Here is a 16468-nt window from a genome sequence, read left to right as displayed (position 1 = left end):
AGGCGCGATCAGCCATTGGACGACGGCACCACGCGGCAATTCTCAGGTTTCGGCGCCGATCTGCAGATGCTGGACCCCGTCAGCGCATCCACCGACTGGCGCCCGGTCGTCAGGCCGACCTCCAGCATCATGTCGGGTTCGAGCTGACGCTCGACCGAACTGCCCTGGAGCGCCCTGAACAAAGCGGGGCTGATCGCCATCTCGTCGAGGTAGGACTTGACTGCCTGCTTCTGCCCCATCAGATAGAGGCTGAGCCGCGCCTGGGTACCGACAAGCCGCCTGGCGCCACCGGCCAGCATGAGCGCGCAGGCCGAATCGCAGTCGCCGTCGCCATCGACGCTCAGCCCGGCATAGGCGCCTTCCCTGGCCAGGCAATTCCACTCTGCCGGGTCGCAGCCGACGAAATCGGTGCGGGCAACGGCAACGTCGAGCTTCTTTTCATGGATGATCCGGCCCGCCGCCAGGGCGCCGGAGAGGTCGCCGCCTCGCGAGCTGATCACCACCGGCAGCCGCCGGTTGCCAAGCGTGGCGAGCAATTGGCTGAGTTTCTGCGGCGTCTGGGGCGTAATCGCGCCTTGCGCTGCAATCCATTCCGGGCAGTCGGGATTGCAGAGCGGGTTGCTGCCGCGAACCACGACAAAGCGCATGCCGTCATCATGCGGCGCGCTCTCCGGCTTCACCGGCAGCGGCGCAGCCTTTGCCACGTCCGGCAGGCCGCCGGCTGGCTTGTTCGCCGGTATTTCCCGGCAATTCGGAGCCGGAAGGTTCAGCCTGCACAGGCTTGCGCTGGTCAGCAAATCTGCAGCGTCGTCGCTGGTGACCAGCTTCATTGTCAGCATGTCGCTGAGGTCGATCTGCTGGATGTCGCTGGCCGGCGTGCTCTTCATCGTCTCGATGATGCTGAGGTCGACACCCATCTCCTTGAAATAGGCGGACAGCTTGCGCTCCACCCCCTTGCTCATCTCGTAGGTCTTGTAGCTGCCGGTGTTCTTGCGGCTGACGACCTTCTTGCTGATGACCCGCTTCTTGCCTTTCACGATCCGGTAGCGGACCTGATATTGCACGTTCATCTGCACGATCGTGGTCGTGATCTGGTGGACGCCGAGATAGGCCAGCGGCCCGACCAGGCGCCTGGTGCCGCCGGCCAGCATCATTGGACAAGCGGATGCGCAATAGCTGCCGAGCACATAGGGGCTGCCGATATAGTGCGCGCCTCTGGCGTCGTTCTCCTTGCAGTTTTTCACCCCTGGCTCGCAGCCGACGAACCAGGTCCTGCCGACCGCGATGTCGAGCTTGTTCTTGCGTATCATCCGGCCCATGGCGATGGCTGCATCGACATCGCCGCCGGGAGAGTTGATGACGATCGGCAATTTGCGGCCGCCGAGCGTTTTCAGGGCAGCCTTGAGCAGCGCCGGCGACTTGGCCGATATCGCACCCTCGGCCGATATCCATTCCGGACAGGTCGGCTCACAGCCCGCCGCGTCGCTGCGCACGACGACGAACCGCATCGGCGGATCCGGATCCGGCTCTGAATTTTTTGTCTCGGCCGCGAAGGCGGCGCTGCCCACGGCAAGCATCGACACCAGGCAGATCAGCCCCAGTGCCAACCATGGCCGACTATGCAAACGGTGCTGTGGAACCATCCGACCAAGCCCTCAACGCAATCTATACTGTAGAGGCTCACAGACTTGCAACAGAGATTGGGACCCCAAACAGGCACATCTAGCCAACGAAAAAGGGCGGCCCGAGGGCCGCCCCTATCCGTTTCGATCCGGCGATGCCGGGCTCGATTACTCTTTGATGGTGACGACGATGCCGGCACCGACGGTGCGGCCGCCTTCACGGATGGCGAAGCGCAGCTTCTCTTCCATGGCAATCGGCACGATCAGCTCGACATCGACCGTGATGTTGTCGCCGGGCATAACCATTTCCGTGCCTTCCGGCAGCGACACGATGCCGGTCACGTCGGTCGTGCGGAAGTAGAACTGCGGACGGTAGTTGGTGAAGAACGGCGTGTGACGGCCACCTTCGTCCTTGGTCAGGATGTAGGCTTCGGCCACGAACTTCTTGTGCGGCTTCACCGTACCGGGCTTGGCCAGAACCTGGCCGCGCTCGACGCCTTCACGATCAACGCCGCGCAGCAGCGCGCCGATGTTGTCGCCGGCCTGGCCCTGATCGAGCAGCTTGCGGAACATCTCGACGCCCGTGCAGGTCGTCTTGGTCGTCGGACGGATGCCGATGATTTCCAGTTCCTCGCCGACCTTGACGATGCCGCGCTCGACGCGGCCGGTGACGACCGTGCCACGGCCCGAGATCGAGAACACGTCTTCGATCGGCATCAGGAACGGCTTGTCCAGCGGACGAACCGGCGTCGGGATATAGGCATCGACCGCAGCCATCAACTCGCGGATCGCATCTTCGCCGATGGTCTTGTTGGAGTCTTCCAGAGCAGCCAGCGCCGAACCCTTGACGATCGGAATGTCGTCGCCGGGGAACTCGTTCTTCGACAGAAGCTCGCGAACCTCGAGCTCGACCAGTTCGAGCAGCTCGGCATCGTCGACCTGGTCGACCTTGTTCAGGAACACCACGATCGACGGCACGCCGACCTGACGGGCAAGCAGGATGTGCTCGCGGGTCTGCGGCATCGGGCCGTCGGCGGCCGACACCACCAGGATCGCGCCGTCCATCTGCGCAGCACCCGTGATCATGTTCTTCACATAGTCGGCGTGGCCGGGGCAGTCGACATGGGCGTAGTGGCGCGCTGCCGTCTCGTATTCGACGTGCGCCGTCGAAATCGTGATGCCGCGGGCCTTCTCTTCGGGCGCCGCATCGATCTGGTCGTAGCGCTTGTACTCGCCAAAATACTTCGTGATCGCCGCCGTCAGCGACGTCTTGCCATGATCGACGTGGCCAATCGTGCCAATGTTCACATGAGGCTTGTTACGCTCGAATTTACCTTTTGCCATAGTCTCTTTCCTTGGACGGCCTTGACCTTCAGTTCAGTCGAATGCGGGGCGATTAGCGACTACGGCCGAAAAACACAAGTGCCTTGTGGCCGGGTGCGCTGTCCACTCGGTGCGAACCGATGATCCGATTGCGGGGATGTGGCGCTGATATAGGAACGCGCGAACGGAAATGAAATGGGGGCTGCGGGCTCCAGCACCTGTTTGCTATTCCCGCCCATGTCCTGTCCCGCCCATGTCCTGGCCTTTGCCTGCCGGATGTGCAGCCGGCGCCTGGCCCATTGCCGCTGCGGCGGCGGTCTGATTTGGTTGCCCCATGCAATTCATACCGACCTCCATACGCGGCCCGCTGTTCATGATCGTTTCGACGGGGTCGTACCTCGTCAACGACACGATGATGAAGCTCGCCACAGCGGGATTGCCGTCCTATGAAGTGCTGTTCCTGCGCGGGGTCGCGGCCACGCTATGGGGCATGCCGCTGCTGTTCCTGCTGGGCTATGGCAGGCAGATCCCTTTGATCTTCGACAAACGCGTGCTGCGCCGCAACCTGCTCGAGCTGGCGGCCATCCTTTGCTACGTCGTGGCGCTGGCCAACATGCAGATCGCCGATTCGACCGCGCTCGGGCAGATCACCCCGCTTTTGATGCTGGTCGGCTCCTCCATCCTGTTCGGCGAACGGATCGGCGGCGTGCGCATGGCGCTGATCGGGCTCGGCTTCATCGGTGCGCTCATGGTGGCCCAGCCGACCATGCAGGGCATCTCGGTCTATGCGTTGCTGGCGCTCGGCAACGCGGCATTGGCGGCGGCGCGCGATCTTGCCGGCAGGCGGGTCGCGGCCGAGGTGCCGGGCATGATCGTCGCCATTTCCGCCGTCGTGGTGGTGCTCATCGGCGCGGGCGCCGCGCATCTCGTTTCCGAGCGCTGGGTGATGCCGGAAGCCCGGCACCTGCTGCTCATGGCCGGCGCCGGATTCTTCCTGATCTTCGGCCATTTCTTCATCTTCATGGCCTATCGCGTCGGTCCGACCGGCGTGGTGGCGCCGTTCTACTACTGCTTTACCGTCTGGGCGGTCATCTCAGGCGTGCTGGTATTCGGGCAGTTCCCGAATGCCCTGGCGGTCTGCGGCATCCTGCTGGTGGTCGCGAGCGGGCTGACCATCGTCTCGCTCGATGAACGCAAGCGCAGGCTGACCGTCGTCGCCTGACCTTCAAGTCAACGCGTCGAAGCAGGTTTGGCCGACCTGCGGTCGGCCAGTCGGCAGACTGGCGCCTAAAGCGTTCGCTTGCCGGAGAACTGGTGATAGGCCCACAGCACGACCACCGCGCCGATGATGGCGACGATCAGGCTCCAGATGTTGAGGCCGGTCACACCCGTGGCGCCAAAGGCGCTGAAGATCAGCCCTCCGACGATGGCGCCGACAATGCCGAGCACGATATCCATGATCAGGCCCTGGCCGGTCTTGTTGACGATCTTGCTGCCGATAAAGCCGGCGATGACGCCGAGGATGATCCAGCTGATAATGCCCATTTTTCCTCTCCATTCCCCGCCCGCCGATCATGGTCACATGATTGTCAAAAGCTCAAGCCAACTTGAAATTCCGCCCGCATGGTCCATTGTAGCCGGCGGGACGGGCTTGGTCGTTATGGAGGATTGACCTATGGGACTTTTTGACAACGCCGTGCCCGGCGGCAACATCACCAAACCGCTGATGATCGCGCTCGGCGCGCTGCTGGTGGGAAAGATGCTGAGCGGCAGAAGCGCCGAACAGACGAGTGCCGAAGAGACGGGCGAGCCCGCCCAGCCTCAAACGCCAGCCCCCACCGGAACCACGGCCTCAGGCGACGGCGGCCTGCTTGGCGGACTGGGCGGACTGCTCGACAAGCTCAAGAATGCCGGCCAAGGCAATGTTGCTGACTCATGGGTCGGCACCGGGCAGAACCAGCCGATCAACGCCAATGATCTGGGCAAGGCGATCGGCCCGCAGGTCATTCGAGAGATCGCGCAAAGGACCGGACTGGACGAGCAGGAGTTGCTCAAGCAATTGTCCACAGCCCTGCCCGGCATTGTCGACAGACTGACGCCGAACGGACAGGTGCCGCAGCAACACCAGGTCGCGTCCGCTTTCAACAGCTAGACTTCTGCGCCTGCATCACGCGCAAACACGCCCGGCACCGCCTTGCGGCTGTCGGGCGTTGCTCCGACCAGCGCGGCGAACCGCCTGGCAGTCGACGCATCGACCGGCGTGTAGACGGAAACCGAGAAATCACTGTCGCGGCCGCCCGGCTGCAGCGTGGCGAAATCGAAGGACATCGCGCCGGCGACAGGGTGCCGGATGGATTTCCGCCAGATCGGTGGCTCGGCGATGTCGCGGCTGTTCCAGCACGTGGCGAACGCTTCGCTTGCCGCTTCCAGTGACGAAACCAGCGCAGCCAGCACCGGATCGCGAGTCATGGCGACAGTGGCAAGCCGGAACTGCGCCGCCGCCGAGCGCGAAACCTCCGGCCAGTCGACAAAGCGCTGCCGCCATTCCAGGTCGAGAAACAGCCGGGCGAGCAGGCTGCCGGACCACTCATCATCCGTCTCGAAATCCCCGAGCAGCACCGCCGCGGGGTGGTTCCAGGCGACGACCTGCCAATAGCGATTGACGACATATGCCGGGTGCGGCGCCAGCCCGTCGAGCAGGCTGAGCAACGGCGCGCTGGGCAGGCCTTGCTCGCCGAGCCGGTTTCGCCAGTCGAGATCGGGCCGCGCCAATTGGAACAGATAGGCCTGCTCGGACCGGCTCAGCTTCAGCACCCGCGCCAGCGAGCGAAGCACCTGCGGCGACGCGTTCACCTCCCGTCCCTGCTCGAGCCAGGTGTACCAGGTGGTGCTGATCCCCGCCTCGGCGGCGACCTCTTCGCGCCTGAGGCCCGGTGCCCGGCGGCGGCCATTGGCGCCATCGATCCGCGGCAAGCGGTCCCGCCGCTCGCGCAGGAAGCGGGCAAGCTCGTCGCGCCGTGGGCGGTCATACGTCATTCTGTCACCGTCAATACCAGTATAAGCGGTAGTCTTGTACCCCTTTAAAGGCAAGCTAGATTGCGGGCGATCGCCTGAAAGGATCGCCCATGCACCTCACCCGACGCTGGCTGTTTCCGCTCGCCGTCACTTGCGTCGTGTCCGGAAAGGCGTGGGCCATCGAGGCCCACAACGCAACCCAAAGGACACCACCAATGAACGCGCTCAATGAAATCCGTCAGATCGACTACACCGTCATCTTCGCCCGCGACATGTCCGCCATGCGGCACTTCTACGGGGATGTGATGGAATTTGAGCTGAAGCGCGAGCTTAGCGAACGCTGGATCGAATACCGAGTCGGCCTGAACACGCTGGCCTTGACCAGCCTCGGCATGATGTTCAACGACACGCCGCAGCAGCGGGATGCGCTGTCGCTGCAGCTGGCATTCCGGGTGGCGCCGGAGATGGTCGCTGCCTGCGCCGAGGCGCTTCAGGCCAAGGGCGTGCAGCCGGTCCTGCCGCTCACCGACCAGGAATGGGGCCACAGGACAGTGTTCTTCCGCGATCCGGATGGCAACGTTGTCGAGATATTCGCAGAGATCTGATGAGTGTTTGGAGCGGGTAGCGGGAATCGAACCCGCATATTCAGCTTGGAAGGCTGCTGCTCTACCACTGAGCTATACCCGCATCGTCCTCAAGGTTCGCGGGCTGGCAGTGGTGGAGAGGGTTGGATTCGAACCAACGTAAGCTAAGCTAACGGATTTACAGTCCGTCCCCTTTAACCACTCGGGCACCTCTCCAGCCTGCCGTCGAAGCCTTGCAACGAGGCATTCTCGCCGATCAGGTCGAAACCAGGGTTTTGTCCGAAATCAGCGAAGCGCCTTATGGCGGCAAGGCCAGTGGGTGTCAACCGCACCCCAAGGCAAAATGCGCTGAATTTGACAGCCTGCCCGGCAAGCCGGGTTTCTGCCTGTATCCACAGCCCGGCGACGCGGCTATAGAAGCCGGCCATGAGCAATGACAACACGCCCAAGACCGCCAAAGACACCCATTACGCCAAGCTGCGCCGCGCCCATCGCGACGAGAAGGCCGGCGGCGCGCCCGCCTTCCGGCCGCGCCAGCCGGTGCCGCCGGGCGAGAACGCCGCCGACGGGCTGGTGCGGCTTTATGGCCTGCACACGGTGCGCGCCGCGCTCGACAATCCGCGCCGGCGGATCAGAAAGATGTTGGTGACGCGCAATGCCGCCGAGCGGCTGGCGATCGCCGACCTCGCCGCTTTGCCGTTCAAGGCCGAACTGGTCGAGCCGAAGGACATCGACAAGATCACCGGTTCGGACGCCGTCCACCAGGGCGTGCTGATCGAGGCCGAGCCGCTGAAGCCCAAGCGCCTTGACGCGCTCGGCGATACCAAACTGGTGCTGGTGCTCGACCAGGTCACCGACCCGCACAATGTCGGCGCCATCCTGCGCTCGGCGGTCGCCTTCGGCGCCGGTGCGCTGATCACCACGGCCCGCCACAGCCCGCAGGAATCCGGCGTGCTGGCCAAATCCGCCTCCGGCGCGCTGGAACATATCGACCAGGTCGAGGTGAAGAACCTCGCCGACGCGCTGGAACAGCTGCACGAAGCCGGCTTCCAGACCATCGGCCTCGATTCGGACGGGCCGGCCGAACTCGAAACGAGTTTTTCAGGCGAAAAGATAGCCCTGGTGCTCGGCGCCGAAGGCAAGGGCCTGCGCCAGAAGACGCGCGAGACGGTGACGACACTCGCCCGCCTCGACATGCCCGGCGCCATCCGCTCGCTCAACGTGTCGAACGCCGCGGCGGTGAGCCTTTATGCGGCACGGAAGTTCCTTGGAAAGTGAATAGTGAATGCTGAATGGAAAGCGTTCTTACCGTCACCGTTCACTATTCACCCACTTCATGCCCCGCCATCCGCTCCAGCGCCCGCACCAGCGCCGAATGATCCTCTTTCGCCCCGCCATTCGCCGCGCACGAGTTGAACAGCTGCTGCGTCGTCGAGGTGTTGGGCAATGAGACGCCGAGCGCCTTGGCGCCTTCCAGCGCCAGGCTGAGATCCTTCTGGTGCAGTTCGATGCGGAAGCCCGGCGCGAAGGTGCGCTTTATCATGCGCTCGCCATGCACCTCGAGGATGCGCGATGCCGCCAGCCCGCCCATCAGCGCCTGCCGGACCTTGGCGGGGTCGGCGCCGGCTTTTGCGGCAAAGACCAGCGCCTCGGCGACCGCCTCGATGGTCAGGGCTACGACGATCTGGTTGGCAACCTTGGTGGTCTGGCCGACGCCGTTCGGGCCGACAAGCGTGACGTTCTTGCCCATCTTTTCGAACACGGGCTTGGCGCGCTCGAACGCCTTGTCCTCGCCGCCGACCATGATGGTCAGGGACGCCGCCTTTGCGCCGACCTCGCCGCCCGACACCGGCGCGTCAAGATAGTCGCAGCCGAGATCGTTGATCTTTTTGGCAAAGGTCTTGGTCTCGATCGGCGAGATCGAGCTCATGTCGATGACGAGCTTGCCCTTGCTCAGGCCGGATGCAACACCATTGTCGCCGAACAGCACCTCGGCAACCTGCGGGGTGTCAGGAACCATGGTGATGACGATATCGGCGGCTTTCGCCACTGCCGCGTGGCCGGTGATGCTTCTCAAGCCCTTGGCGACGAGGTCGGCCGGCGGCTTCGAGCGGTGGTCGCTGGCAATGACGGTGTAGCCGGCATCCAGGAGATGCCCGGCCATCGGCGCGCCCATAATGCCAAGGCCGATGAAGCCGATGGTTTCCATTGTTTTCTCCTTTGTTGAGGCTGAGTTCCTTCGCGCCCCCTCTGGCCTGCCGGCCATCTCCCCCACTTGTGGGGAGATTGGCAGTTTCGGCGCCTCGCTCACCCTGCAATGTTGGGGATTGGCGAAAAGCCGGGATGACGTCCGATCTCCCCACCTGTGGGGGAGATGGCCGGCAGGCCAGAGGGGGGCGCGAAGGAACGCGACTTCAATCGTAACAGCTAAGCCGCGGCACTCCCCTGCCCGTTAAGCTCCCGAAACCACCCCAGCCCAGCCTCCGTCCCCGCCTTCGGTTTGTATTCCGCTCCGACCCAGCCGGAATAGCCGATCCTGTCGATATGCTCGTAGAGGAAGGGATAATTGATCTCGCCCGTCCCCGGCTCGTGACGGCCGGGATTGTCCGCAAGCTGGATATGCGCGATGCGGCCGAGGTTGGCCTCGATGGTACGGGCGAGATCCCCCTCCATGATCTGCATGTGATAGATGTCGTATTGCAGGAACAGGTTCTTCGAACCGACGCGCTCGATCAGCGCCAGCGCCTGCTCCGAATAGTTCAGGAAAAAACCCGGTATGTCGCGCGTGTTGATCGGCTCGATCAAAAGCCGGATGCCGGCCTGCTCCAGTTTCTCGGCTGCAAACGCGAGGTTCTCGGCTAAAGTATTTTCCAGCACCGAACGATCCACGCCCTGCGGCGCGATGCCGGCGAGGCAATTGACCTGCTCGCAGCCGAGCGCATGGGCATAGCTGATCGCCTTGGCGATGCCTTGCCGGAATTCTGGCGCGCGGTCGGGCAAAACCGCGATGCCGCGCTCGCCGTTGCCCCAGTCGCCGGCCGGGAGGTTGAACAGCACCTGTGTCAGGCCGTTCTTCTTCAGCCGGGCCGCGACCACGTCAGGCGTATGATCATAGGGGCCGATATATTCGACGCCCTTGAAGCCGGCGCGGGCTGCGGCATCGAAGCGATCGAGGAACTCATGCTCGCCAAAGAGCATCGACAGATTGGCTGAAAAACGCGGCATTCTTTTTCTCCTTCTTCTGCTTGGCCCTAGGCGTGTTGAGATTCAGGTCGGGCAGAGTCGAAAACGGTGACTTTCGAAAACCGGAGCGGAACGTACTTTCTGTACGTGAGCACCGGAAGCGCAGGAAGGCGCCGTTTGCAGGCCTGTCTCACCTGAATATCGGCGCGCCTAATCGAGCAACACAATCGCCGTTGGCGCATCCTCATGGCTTTCGGCAAGGTCCTCGAATTCGGTGATCTTGTCGATTTCCGTGCCCATGGAAATGTTGGTGACGCGCTCGAGGATGAATTCGAGCACCACCGGCACCTGGTATTCCTTCATCAGCCGCTGCGCTTCCTTGAACGCGCCGGCGAACTCTTCCGGTTTGCGCACCCGGACCGCCTTGCAGCCCATCGCTTCTGCGACCGCGACATGATCGACGCCGTAGCCGGCCTCCGGATCGTTGGCGCGGTTGACGTTCTCGAAGGCTAGGCTCACCTCGAAATCCATCGCAAAACCGCGCTGCGCCTGGCGGATCAGGCCGAGATAGGCATTGTTCACGACGACATGGATATACGGCAGTTTGTGCTGTGCGCCGGCCGCCAGTTCCTCGATCATGAACTGGAAGTCGTAGTCGCCCGACAGCGCCACGATGGTGCGATCCGGATCGGCGGCGCGCACGCCAAGCGCTGCCGGCAGCGTCCAGCCGAGCGGGCCGGCCTGGCCGCAATTGATCCAGTTGCGCGGCTTGTAGACATGCAGGAACTGCGCCCCGGCGATCTGCGAGAGGCCGATCGTGGTGACGTAGGTGGTGTCACGGCCGAACGACTTGTTCATCTCCTCATAGACGCGCTGCGGCTTCAGCGGCACCTGCTCGAAATGCGTCTTGCGCTTCATCGTCTTCTTGCGGGTCTGGCATTCCTTCGCCCAGCCCGACCAGTCGCGCAGCTTTCCTGCCGTCTTCCATTCGGTGGCGACGTCGAGCAGCATCTTTAGTGCCGCACCGGCGTCCGAGACGACGCCGAGATCCGGCGCGAACACCCGGCCGATCTGGGTCGGTTCGATGTCGACATGGATGAATTTCTTGCCCTTGGTGTAGACATCGACCGAACCGGTGTGGCGGTTGGCCCAGCGATTGCCGATGCCAAAGACGAAATCGGCTTCCAACATCGTCGCATTGCCGTAGCGATGCGAGGTCTGCAGCCCGCACATGCCGGCCATCAGCCGGTGGTCGTCGGGGATCGCGCCCCAGCCCATTAGCGTCGGGATGACCGGCACGCCCGTTATCTCGGCAAATTCGATCAACAGATCCGACGCATCGGCGTTGATGATGCCGCCGCCGGCGACGATCAGCGGCTTTTCCGCGGCATTGAGCATCGCCAAGGCCTTTTCGGCCTGGGCGCGCGACATTGCCGGCTTGAACGGGACCAGCGGTTCATAGGCATCGATATCGAATTCGATCTCGGCCAATTGCACGTCGACCGGCAGGTCGATGAGCACCGGGCCCGGTCGCGACGAGCGCATCAGATGAAATGCCTTCTGCAGCGCCATCGGCACGAGATAGGGCTCCATGACCGTGACCGCCCATTTGGCGACGGGTGCGGCTATGGCGGCGATATCGACCGCCTGGAAATCCTCCTTGTTGAGCCGTGCCCGCGGCGCCTGACCAGTGATGCACAGGATCGGGATGGAGTCCGCCGCCGCCGAATAGAGCCCGGTGACCATGTCGGTGCCGGCCGGGCCCGACGTGCCGATGCACAGCCCGATATTGCCTGATTTGGCTCTCGTGTAGCCTTCGGCCATATGCGAGGCCGCTTCGACGTGACGAGCCAGGATGTGGCGGATCGAGCCCCTCGCCTTCAGCGCCGAATAGAACGGATTGATCGCCGCGCCCGGCACACCGAAGCCGCAGGAAACGCCTTCCTTTTCGAGAACGAGAACCGCTGCATCGACAGCGCGCATCCTGGCCATGTCCAGCCTCCTCAAGATTGTTGGTTGGTTGACAATGCCAGTGTCGTTTTCATTTTTCAATTTTTTCAGAATAATTTTTCATTTCGAGAAAACCGCTTCTATACACTGATTCCCCTAGGTTTTTCGTTTTCCATGAATCCGCCATCAAAATCGATGAAAAAGTTTTTCATTGCGATTTCGGCGAAACCGGCGACAATGCCGCCATGGAAACCAGCGAAAAACGCCAGCGCGGCCGGCCGCGCGCTTTCAACGGTCCGTCCGAGGCCGGTTCTGTACAGTCGCTGGACCGGGCCTTGCGCATCCTGGCCATCGTCGCTGAAGGCAGTGGCCTGTCGCTGAGCGAGATTTCGGCGCGCAGCGAGCTCGCGGCGTCCACCGCCTACCGCATGCTGACGACGCTGCAGAACCACGGCATGGTCGAGTTCGATACATCGGACCAGCTGTGGTCGATCGGCGTCGAGACCTACCGCATGGGTGCCGCCTTCCTGCGCCGCCGCAAGCTTGTCGACCGGGCCCGCGTGGTCATGCAGGAATTGATGGAGAAGACCGGTGAAACCGCCAATCTCGGCGTCGCCGAGGACGATTGCGTCGTTTTCGTCAGCCAGGTCGAGACCCATCAGGCGATCCGCGCCTTCTTCCGCCCGGGCACGCGCAGCTCCTTCCATGCCTCGGGCATCGGCAAGGCGGTGCTGGCGCAGCTCGAGCCGGAACGCGTCGCCGCCATCCTGCGCAAGTCGGGCCTGCAGCGCTTCACCGACAAGACGCTGTCCGACATTTCGGCGCTGGCCCATGACCTGGCTGTCATCAAGCACCGCGGCTGGTCGGTCGACGACGAGGAGCGGCATCCCGGCATGCGCTGCGTGGCCGCCGCCATTTTCAACGAGTTCGGCGAGCCGATCGGCGGTGTCTCGGTCTCCGGACCGACGGTGCGGGTGACGATGGAGCGGCTGGACGAGATCGGGCCGCTGGTGCGCGACGCCGCCGCTGAGGTGACGAGGATGATCGGCGGGTTCCGATCATAATGCGGAGAACGCTTCAGCTTTTGCTCGCCGCTTCACTGTGCGGATGCGTGGCGACGGCGCCCGAGCCCGCCCCTGTCTCCGAGCAAGTCAGCGAGATTCCGATCTCGCTCGCTTTGGAGGAGACAATCACGATCGGAATTCGCCAGCATTTGCAGGATCCTGCGTCCGCCAAATTCGGGACGATGCGCGCCGGCGAGCGGACGCTCAACGGCCGCCGGGAAGTCCTGGTCTGCGGCCATGTCGCGGCGAAGTCCGGTGGTCATACAACAGACCAACCATTCGCCGCCAAGATCTATCCGGATGAAAGAAGCAGGTTCGAACTCATCGCCATGGGCGATCAATCGCAGAATGCCAGCGTTGCCGGCACCTGCCGTGCAGCCGGATTGCCGATCTTCAAACCATAGCCCGCACCGCACTCAATGCAGAAAGGAGGGGCTGCGTACAGCCCCCCTTTCCGTATTGTGTGCCTTCCCTCTCTTAGAGGCGGCAATAGTGGCGGTAGCCGTCATAGCCGACATAGGTGTCGGAGTACGGATCGTAACTGGCGTAGCGGTTGGCGCAGCGGCGGACGTGCCAGGAGCCACCCTCGTCGTCGACATAGACGGTGCGGGGCTGCTGGTTGAGCAGGCTGCCGAGCACGAACCCGCCGACGCCGGCGGCGATGCCGATGCCGATTTCGCGGTTGTGGTGATGGCTGTGGGCGGCCGAGGGCTGGACGGTGCCGACCAGCGAGGTGGCGGCGACGGTGCTGGCGATGAGGGCAGAAGCGATTTTGCGCGTGAACATGACGATCTCCTTGTTTCGTTGCGAGAGGCGATCCATCCGCCTCTTGATCATCTGTCGTTTCGGCGCGGAAAAAGGTTCGAAAGAATTTGGGATTTTCTTGAAGGCCGGAAATCAGCCGATGGAAACCAAGATCTGATCGATCGAGCGCTCAACGCAAAAAAGGGCGGCCGAAGCCGCCCTTCCGCGAGGCAGGTCGTCTCGCTCAAAGGAAGATGATCACCTTGCCGTGGTGATGATGATGCTTGTGGTGATGGTGCTTGTGGTGATGGTTCCACCACCAAGAGGGCTTGTCGTGGTGCTTGTGATGGTGGTGATGATGGCTGTGAGCGGAGGACGACTGCACGGTACCGGCGAGCGCGCCGGTGGCGACGAAGATGGCGACCAGGCCCGAAGTAAGACTGCGCTTCAACATGATGATCTCCTTGATCGAGGCGACCATTCGCCTCTGGAGATCAGTCGCGGTGAAGTGGTGAAAGGTTCGAGGTTTTGAGCGAGTAGTGAGTAGTCAATGGTCCGAAAGGCGTTCGCCCATTCACCATCCACCATTCATCCCCATCCCAGTCACATGCCGCAGCCAAAACGCCATCGCGATAAAACCGACGATGGCGGCGATGCCGGTCCAGTCGACATTGGCGCTCTTCACGTCCCTGATGAGCTTTACCGCAAGCAGCCAGGCAATGACGACAAGCGGCAGGATGATGACAAGTCTGATCATGCGACACCCCGTTCGATGCGTTTGCACCTGAGAGATATGTAGGGATCGCATTGGCGGTTTTCAGCATGGCGGCCCGCCCACCTCGGCGGGGTCCATTAGCGATCGAAAACGGAGTTTTGTCTTTACTGGCGCACGAAATATGCTAACCGGAGCGCCGTGCCCTTGTAGCTCAGCTGGTAGAGCAGCGGTTTTGTAAACCGAAGGTCGGCGGTTCGATTCCGTCCGGGGGCACCACCCTTCGCTCGGTCCATTCCGGACACATAGGTTACGGTTTATATCGGAGACATGGGTAACACTTTTGGCCCGAAGGGGTTTTGGAGTGGTTCGAGCCTGCATGTCTCATCATCGAAGTAGCCCAAATCATAATCCATGAAGGAAGCCAGCCAGATATGGTCCTCGACCTGTTTGATGCCGACGGTCTGGCCGGCAAAGACGAGGCTGAGGTTGATCTTCTTGCGATTGTAGCAGATGCGGCCGCAGGTGGTGACGGTGACGGCCTTGTCGTGAAACGGATAATCGAGATCCGGCAGGCCGGCATAGATGCGCGGTGACGGCGTGTAGCGCTCGGCTGGACAGGCCATGTCGAGCGCCTGATGTGGGCGTTCTGAGTTGAACTCATTGATGAAGTCATCGAACCTGGCCTGCTGCTGCAGGAAATTGGAGCCAGCCGGTTTGGTGGTTTCCTTCTTGAGAGTCAGGTGCATGCGCTCATGGCGCCCGTTCTGCTGCGGACAGCCCGGCTGGATGCGCTCGATGTCGATGCCCAGGCGCAGCCACCAGACCGACAGTTTGCTGAGATTGAACAGCGCGTTTGGGCTGGCAAAGGGAACGCCATTGTCGGTCCTGATGGCGCTGGGCAGGCCGAACTCTTTGAAAACGCTCTCGAACACCGTGAAGGCATAGGCTTCCTTGGTAGTCGACAACGCCTCGCAGGCGATGAGATAGCGGCTGGCGAAGTCGGTGATCGTCAGCGGATAGCAATAGCGCCGATCGGCGAGCATGAACTCGCCTTTGTAGTCGGCACACCACAGATCGTTGGGCCGATAGCCGTTTGAAAGTGGTGTTCCCATCGCCCTGTTGCGCCTTCGCTTGCGGCGCTCGACCAGGCCATGGCTGTCGAGAACCGCATGCACCGTCGAGATCGCAGGCCGGTGAACGTCAGGATACAGCCGGGCCAACCGTTCGCGTATCTTTGGCGCACCCCAGGTCGGCTTGTCTTGCTTGAGGCGCACAATCAGCTTCTCGATTTGAAACGGAAGCTGATTGGCGTGGCGGTAGGGTCGGCGTGATCGATCCGTCAGCCCCTCAAGGCCACTGTCATTGTAGCGTGTGAGGATCTTGTAGCCGGTCTTGCGCGAGATATCGAACTCACGGCAAAGCACCGCCATCTTCTCGCCGTCCAGCAGCCGGGCAATGAACTTCAGCCGCTCTTCCATGACGTTACACTCCTTCCAAGGCACCTTGCTCTCCTTGCAAAGGGCCGAAAGTGTAACCCATGTCTCCGGAATGAACTGTCACCCATCTCTCGGGAAGGGCACTCTTCGAGCTTCGGGTGGCAGGCCACTCGAAGCTCGTTAGTCGAAGGAGGACTGCCGACGGTTCTATTCGGCGGAGCTGGCAGCACGACATCAGGCCAACTCGCAGCCGTCGGACCTTCTAGGAAAATGTGGCAGCCTGTATGGCCGCCGTATCGCCGAACGTGTTTCTCACCCTGACCGACCTGTATACATAAGCGGCCCAGATCCCTGTGACTATGAAGGATGCCAAAGGTGTAACCAGAGCCCCTCCGGCAAGCAAACGGTTTACCGGGACACCAAGCACAGTCGATATCCAAACTGTGTCCAGTACGAATAAGAGAGGGATCGCGAACCACAGACATATGAACAGCTGCGGAAAGCGGTGGCTTCGCCGCAGCATCGAAACAAGCACGACCAGCTGAAGCATCAGAAATGCCAGATTGAGGGCTGCCTCGCCATAGATGGCCAAGGCCCCGTTGGGCACTGTAACAAGCTGTTGGTAGGTTTTGACCAGACTGGCCATATCGACAAGTGTGCGCAACGGCAAAAGGGACAGACTGATCGCCAGCAGGATCAGCCAGCCGCCGAACCCCACGAGGTCATCTGGGCTCTGTGAGGATTTGCGCGACGACCGGACGGCGAAGAAAACCGGCACACCAATCAGCAACAGAAGTATCGCCCAATGCCACATCTACCCACCCTCGAATGC

Annotated in this window: 19 protein-coding genes and 3 tRNA genes; 7 read left to right on the top strand and 15 right to left on the bottom strand. The window is 62.2% G+C overall.

Annotated elements, in window-relative coordinates; translation table 11 throughout:
* Positions 1 to 8: 8 nt before the first annotated feature.
* Together NL532_RS17070 and tuf are read right to left on the bottom strand one after the other, a co-directional pair.
* A complete protein-coding gene (locus NL532_RS17070) occupies positions 9 to 1508 on the bottom strand; it encodes a COG3904 family protein (protein WP_348524281.1) in 1500 nt (499 codons plus the stop codon).
* Between the two features lie 282 nt (positions 1509 to 1790).
* Positions 1791 to 2966 carry an elongation factor Tu gene (gene tuf / locus NL532_RS17065; RefSeq protein ID WP_023723394.1) on the bottom strand — a complete coding sequence of 392 codons (1176 nt, stop codon included), beginning with the start codon at positions 2964 to 2966 and terminating at the stop codon, positions 1791 to 1793.
* A gap of 313 nt (positions 2967 to 3279) precedes the next feature.
* Here tuf and NL532_RS17060 point away from each other — a divergent pair, with 313 nt between their 5' ends.
* Positions 3280 to 4167 (top strand): DMT family transporter, encoded by an 888-nt coding sequence (locus tag NL532_RS17060; protein ID WP_023681464.1) that lies wholly within the window; start codon positions 3280 to 3282, stop codon positions 4165 to 4167.
* A gap of 65 nt (positions 4168 to 4232) precedes the next feature.
* Here NL532_RS17060 and NL532_RS17055 read toward each other — a convergent pair whose 3' ends face one another.
* Positions 4233 to 4490 carry a GlsB/YeaQ/YmgE family stress response membrane protein gene (locus NL532_RS17055; protein WP_023688411.1) on the bottom strand — a complete coding sequence of 86 codons (258 nt, stop codon included), beginning with the start codon at positions 4488 to 4490 and terminating at the stop codon, positions 4233 to 4235.
* A gap of 130 nt (positions 4491 to 4620) precedes the next feature.
* Here NL532_RS17055 and NL532_RS17050 point away from each other — a divergent pair, with 130 nt between their 5' ends.
* Positions 4621 to 5097 carry a YidB family protein gene (locus tag NL532_RS17050; protein ID WP_023667447.1) on the top strand — a complete coding sequence of 159 codons (477 nt, stop codon included), beginning with the start codon at positions 4621 to 4623 and terminating at the stop codon, positions 5095 to 5097.
* Here the strand turns inward: NL532_RS17050 and NL532_RS17045 are convergent.
* Positions 5094 to 5981, bottom strand: coding sequence for a helix-turn-helix transcriptional regulator (locus NL532_RS17045; protein ID WP_023829541.1), 888 nt, complete (start codon positions 5979 to 5981; stop codon positions 5094 to 5096). The two genes, NL532_RS17050 and NL532_RS17045, sit on opposite strands and share 4 nt — an antisense overlap.
* A gap of 194 nt (positions 5982 to 6175) precedes the next feature.
* Here NL532_RS17045 and NL532_RS17040 point away from each other — a divergent pair, with 194 nt between their 5' ends.
* Positions 6176 to 6565 (top strand): VOC family protein, encoded by a 390-nt coding sequence (locus tag NL532_RS17040; protein ID WP_023829540.1) that lies wholly within the window; start codon positions 6176 to 6178, stop codon positions 6563 to 6565.
* 8 nt (positions 6566 to 6573) lie between these two features.
* Here NL532_RS17040 and NL532_RS17035 read toward each other — a convergent pair.
* The 3 genes from NL532_RS17035 to NL532_RS17025 form a co-directional block, all read right to left on the bottom strand.
* A tRNA-Gly gene (locus tag NL532_RS17035) sits at positions 6574 to 6647 on the bottom strand.
* Between the two features lie 28 nt (positions 6648 to 6675).
* Positions 6676 to 6760 (bottom strand) — tRNA-Tyr (locus NL532_RS17030).
* Positions 6739 to 6972, bottom strand: coding sequence for a hypothetical protein (locus NL532_RS17025; RefSeq protein ID WP_023818201.1), 234 nt, complete (start codon positions 6970 to 6972; stop codon positions 6739 to 6741). The genes NL532_RS17030 and NL532_RS17025 overlap by 22 nt, the downstream gene beginning before the upstream one ends.
* Between NL532_RS17025 and rlmB the strand changes: the two genes are divergently transcribed.
* Positions 6971 to 7822: a 23S rRNA (guanosine(2251)-2'-O)-methyltransferase RlmB gene (gene rlmB, locus NL532_RS17020; protein WP_023667451.1), complete on the top strand. Its 852-nt coding sequence runs from the start codon at positions 6971 to 6973 to the stop codon at positions 7820 to 7822. The genes NL532_RS17025 and rlmB overlap by 2 nt on opposite strands.
* A gap of 43 nt (positions 7823 to 7865) precedes the next feature.
* Here rlmB and NL532_RS17015 read toward each other — a convergent pair whose 3' ends face one another.
* The 3 genes from NL532_RS17015 to gcl all read right to left on the bottom strand — a co-directional run bounded on the left by NL532_RS17015 (position 7866) and on the right by gcl (position 11719).
* Positions 7866 to 8810 (bottom strand): 2-hydroxy-3-oxopropionate reductase, encoded by a 945-nt coding sequence (locus NL532_RS17015; protein WP_155923842.1) that lies wholly within the window; start codon positions 8808 to 8810, stop codon positions 7866 to 7868.
* A gap of 161 nt (positions 8811 to 8971) precedes the next feature.
* On the bottom strand, positions 8972 to 9769 hold the full coding sequence (hyi, locus tag NL532_RS17010; RefSeq protein WP_023715773.1) for a hydroxypyruvate isomerase: 798 nt from the start codon (positions 9767 to 9769) through the stop codon (positions 8972 to 8974).
* A gap of 168 nt (positions 9770 to 9937) precedes the next feature.
* Positions 9938 to 11719, bottom strand: a complete 1782-nt coding sequence (gcl, locus tag NL532_RS17005; RefSeq protein ID WP_027050436.1) for a glyoxylate carboligase — start codon at positions 11717 to 11719, stop codon at positions 9938 to 9940.
* Between the two features lie 203 nt (positions 11720 to 11922).
* Between gcl and bhcR the strand changes: the two genes are divergently transcribed.
* Both bhcR and NL532_RS16995 read left to right on the top strand, forming a co-directional pair.
* Positions 11923 to 12741 (top strand): HTH-type transcriptional regulator BhcR, encoded by an 819-nt coding sequence (gene bhcR, locus NL532_RS17000; protein WP_023667454.1) that lies wholly within the window; start codon positions 11923 to 11925, stop codon positions 12739 to 12741.
* A gap of 47 nt (positions 12742 to 12788) precedes the next feature.
* Entirely contained in the window at positions 12789 to 13145 is a 357-nt protein-coding gene (locus NL532_RS16995) for a hypothetical protein (RefSeq protein WP_286487386.1), read from the top strand.
* Between the two features lie 73 nt (positions 13146 to 13218).
* Here the strand turns inward: NL532_RS16995 and NL532_RS16990 are convergent, their stop codons facing one another.
* The 3 genes from NL532_RS16990 to NL532_RS16980 form a co-directional block, all read right to left on the bottom strand.
* Positions 13219 to 13527 (bottom strand): BA14K family protein, encoded by a 309-nt coding sequence (locus tag NL532_RS16990; protein WP_023667455.1) that lies wholly within the window; start codon positions 13525 to 13527, stop codon positions 13219 to 13221.
* Between the two features lie 202 nt (positions 13528 to 13729).
* On the bottom strand, positions 13730 to 13939 hold the full coding sequence (locus tag NL532_RS16985) for a hypothetical protein (protein ID WP_023829537.1): 210 nt from the start codon (positions 13937 to 13939) through the stop codon (positions 13730 to 13732).
* Between the two features lie 120 nt (positions 13940 to 14059).
* Positions 14060 to 14242 (bottom strand): hypothetical protein, encoded by a 183-nt coding sequence (locus NL532_RS16980; RefSeq protein ID WP_023829536.1) that lies wholly within the window; start codon positions 14240 to 14242, stop codon positions 14060 to 14062.
* 158 nt (positions 14243 to 14400) lie between these two features.
* Here NL532_RS16980 and NL532_RS16975 point away from each other — a divergent pair.
* A tRNA-Thr gene (locus NL532_RS16975) sits at positions 14401 to 14476 on the top strand.
* 38 nt (positions 14477 to 14514) lie between these two features.
* Here the strand turns inward: NL532_RS16975 and NL532_RS16970 are convergent.
* The gene (locus tag NL532_RS16970; RefSeq protein ID WP_023755075.1) at positions 14515 to 15702 is read right to left on the bottom strand and encodes a helix-turn-helix domain-containing protein; all 1188 of its coding nucleotides are present in this window, start codon (positions 15700 to 15702) and stop codon (positions 14515 to 14517) included.
* A gap of 196 nt (positions 15703 to 15898) precedes the next feature.
* On the bottom strand, positions 15899 to 16426 hold the full coding sequence (locus NL532_RS16965; RefSeq protein ID WP_245270208.1) for a DUF2569 family protein: 528 nt from the start codon (positions 16424 to 16426) through the stop codon (positions 15899 to 15901).
* Between the last annotated feature and the right edge of the window lie 42 nt (positions 16427 to 16468).

Source organism: Mesorhizobium sp. C120A (genome assembly GCF_030323105.1).
Lineage (GTDB): Bacteria > Pseudomonadota > Alphaproteobacteria > Rhizobiales > Rhizobiaceae > Mesorhizobium.
Note: the sequence above shows the minus strand (reverse complement) of the source record. Positions and strands in the feature narration are given on the sequence as shown.

Coding starts and splice junctions, on each gene's coding strand:
- NL532_RS17070 (WP_348524281.1), bottom strand. CDS start 1,508: ATGCGGTTCGTCGTCGTGCGCAGCGACGCGGCGGGCTGTGAGCCGACC.
- tuf (WP_023723394.1), bottom strand. CDS start 2,966: ATGGCAAAAGGTAAATTCGAGCGTAACAAGCCTCATGTGAACATTGGC.
- NL532_RS17060 (WP_023681464.1), top strand. CDS start 3,280: ATGCAATTCATACCGACCTCCATACGCGGCCCGCTGTTCATGATCGTT.
- NL532_RS17055 (WP_023688411.1), bottom strand. CDS start 4,490: ATGGGCATTATCAGCTGGATCATCCTCGGCGTCATCGCCGGCTTTATC.
- NL532_RS17050 (WP_023667447.1), top strand. CDS start 4,621: ATGGGACTTTTTGACAACGCCGTGCCCGGCGGCAACATCACCAAACCG.
- NL532_RS17045 (WP_023829541.1), bottom strand. CDS start 5,981: ATGACGTATGACCGCCCACGGCGCGACGAGCTTGCCCGCTTCCTGCGC.
- NL532_RS17040 (WP_023829540.1), top strand. CDS start 6,176: ATGAACGCGCTCAATGAAATCCGTCAGATCGACTACACCGTCATCTTC.
- rlmB (WP_023667451.1), top strand. CDS start 6,971: ATGAGCAATGACAACACGCCCAAGACCGCCAAAGACACCCATTACGCC.
- NL532_RS17025 (WP_023818201.1), bottom strand. CDS start 6,972: ATGGCCGGCTTCTATAGCCGCGTCGCCGGGCTGTGGATACAGGCAGAA.
- NL532_RS17015 (WP_155923842.1), bottom strand. CDS start 8,810: ATGGCCGGCAGGCCAGAGGGGGCGCGAAGGAACTCAGCCTCAACAAAG.
- hyi (WP_023715773.1), bottom strand. CDS start 9,769: ATGCCGCGTTTTTCAGCCAATCTGTCGATGCTCTTTGGCGAGCATGAG.
- gcl (WP_027050436.1), bottom strand. CDS start 11,719: ATGGCCAGGATGCGCGCTGTCGATGCAGCGGTTCTCGTTCTCGAAAAG.
- bhcR (WP_023667454.1), top strand. CDS start 11,923: ATGGAAACCAGCGAAAAACGCCAGCGCGGCCGGCCGCGCGCTTTCAAC.
- NL532_RS16990 (WP_023667455.1), bottom strand. CDS start 13,527: ATGTTCACGCGCAAAATCGCTTCTGCCCTCATCGCCAGCACCGTCGCC.
- NL532_RS16985 (WP_023829537.1), bottom strand. CDS start 13,939: ATGTTGAAGCGCAGTCTTACTTCGGGCCTGGTCGCCATCTTCGTCGCC.
- NL532_RS16980 (WP_023829536.1), bottom strand. CDS start 14,242: ATGATCAGACTTGTCATCATCCTGCCGCTTGTCGTCATTGCCTGGCTG.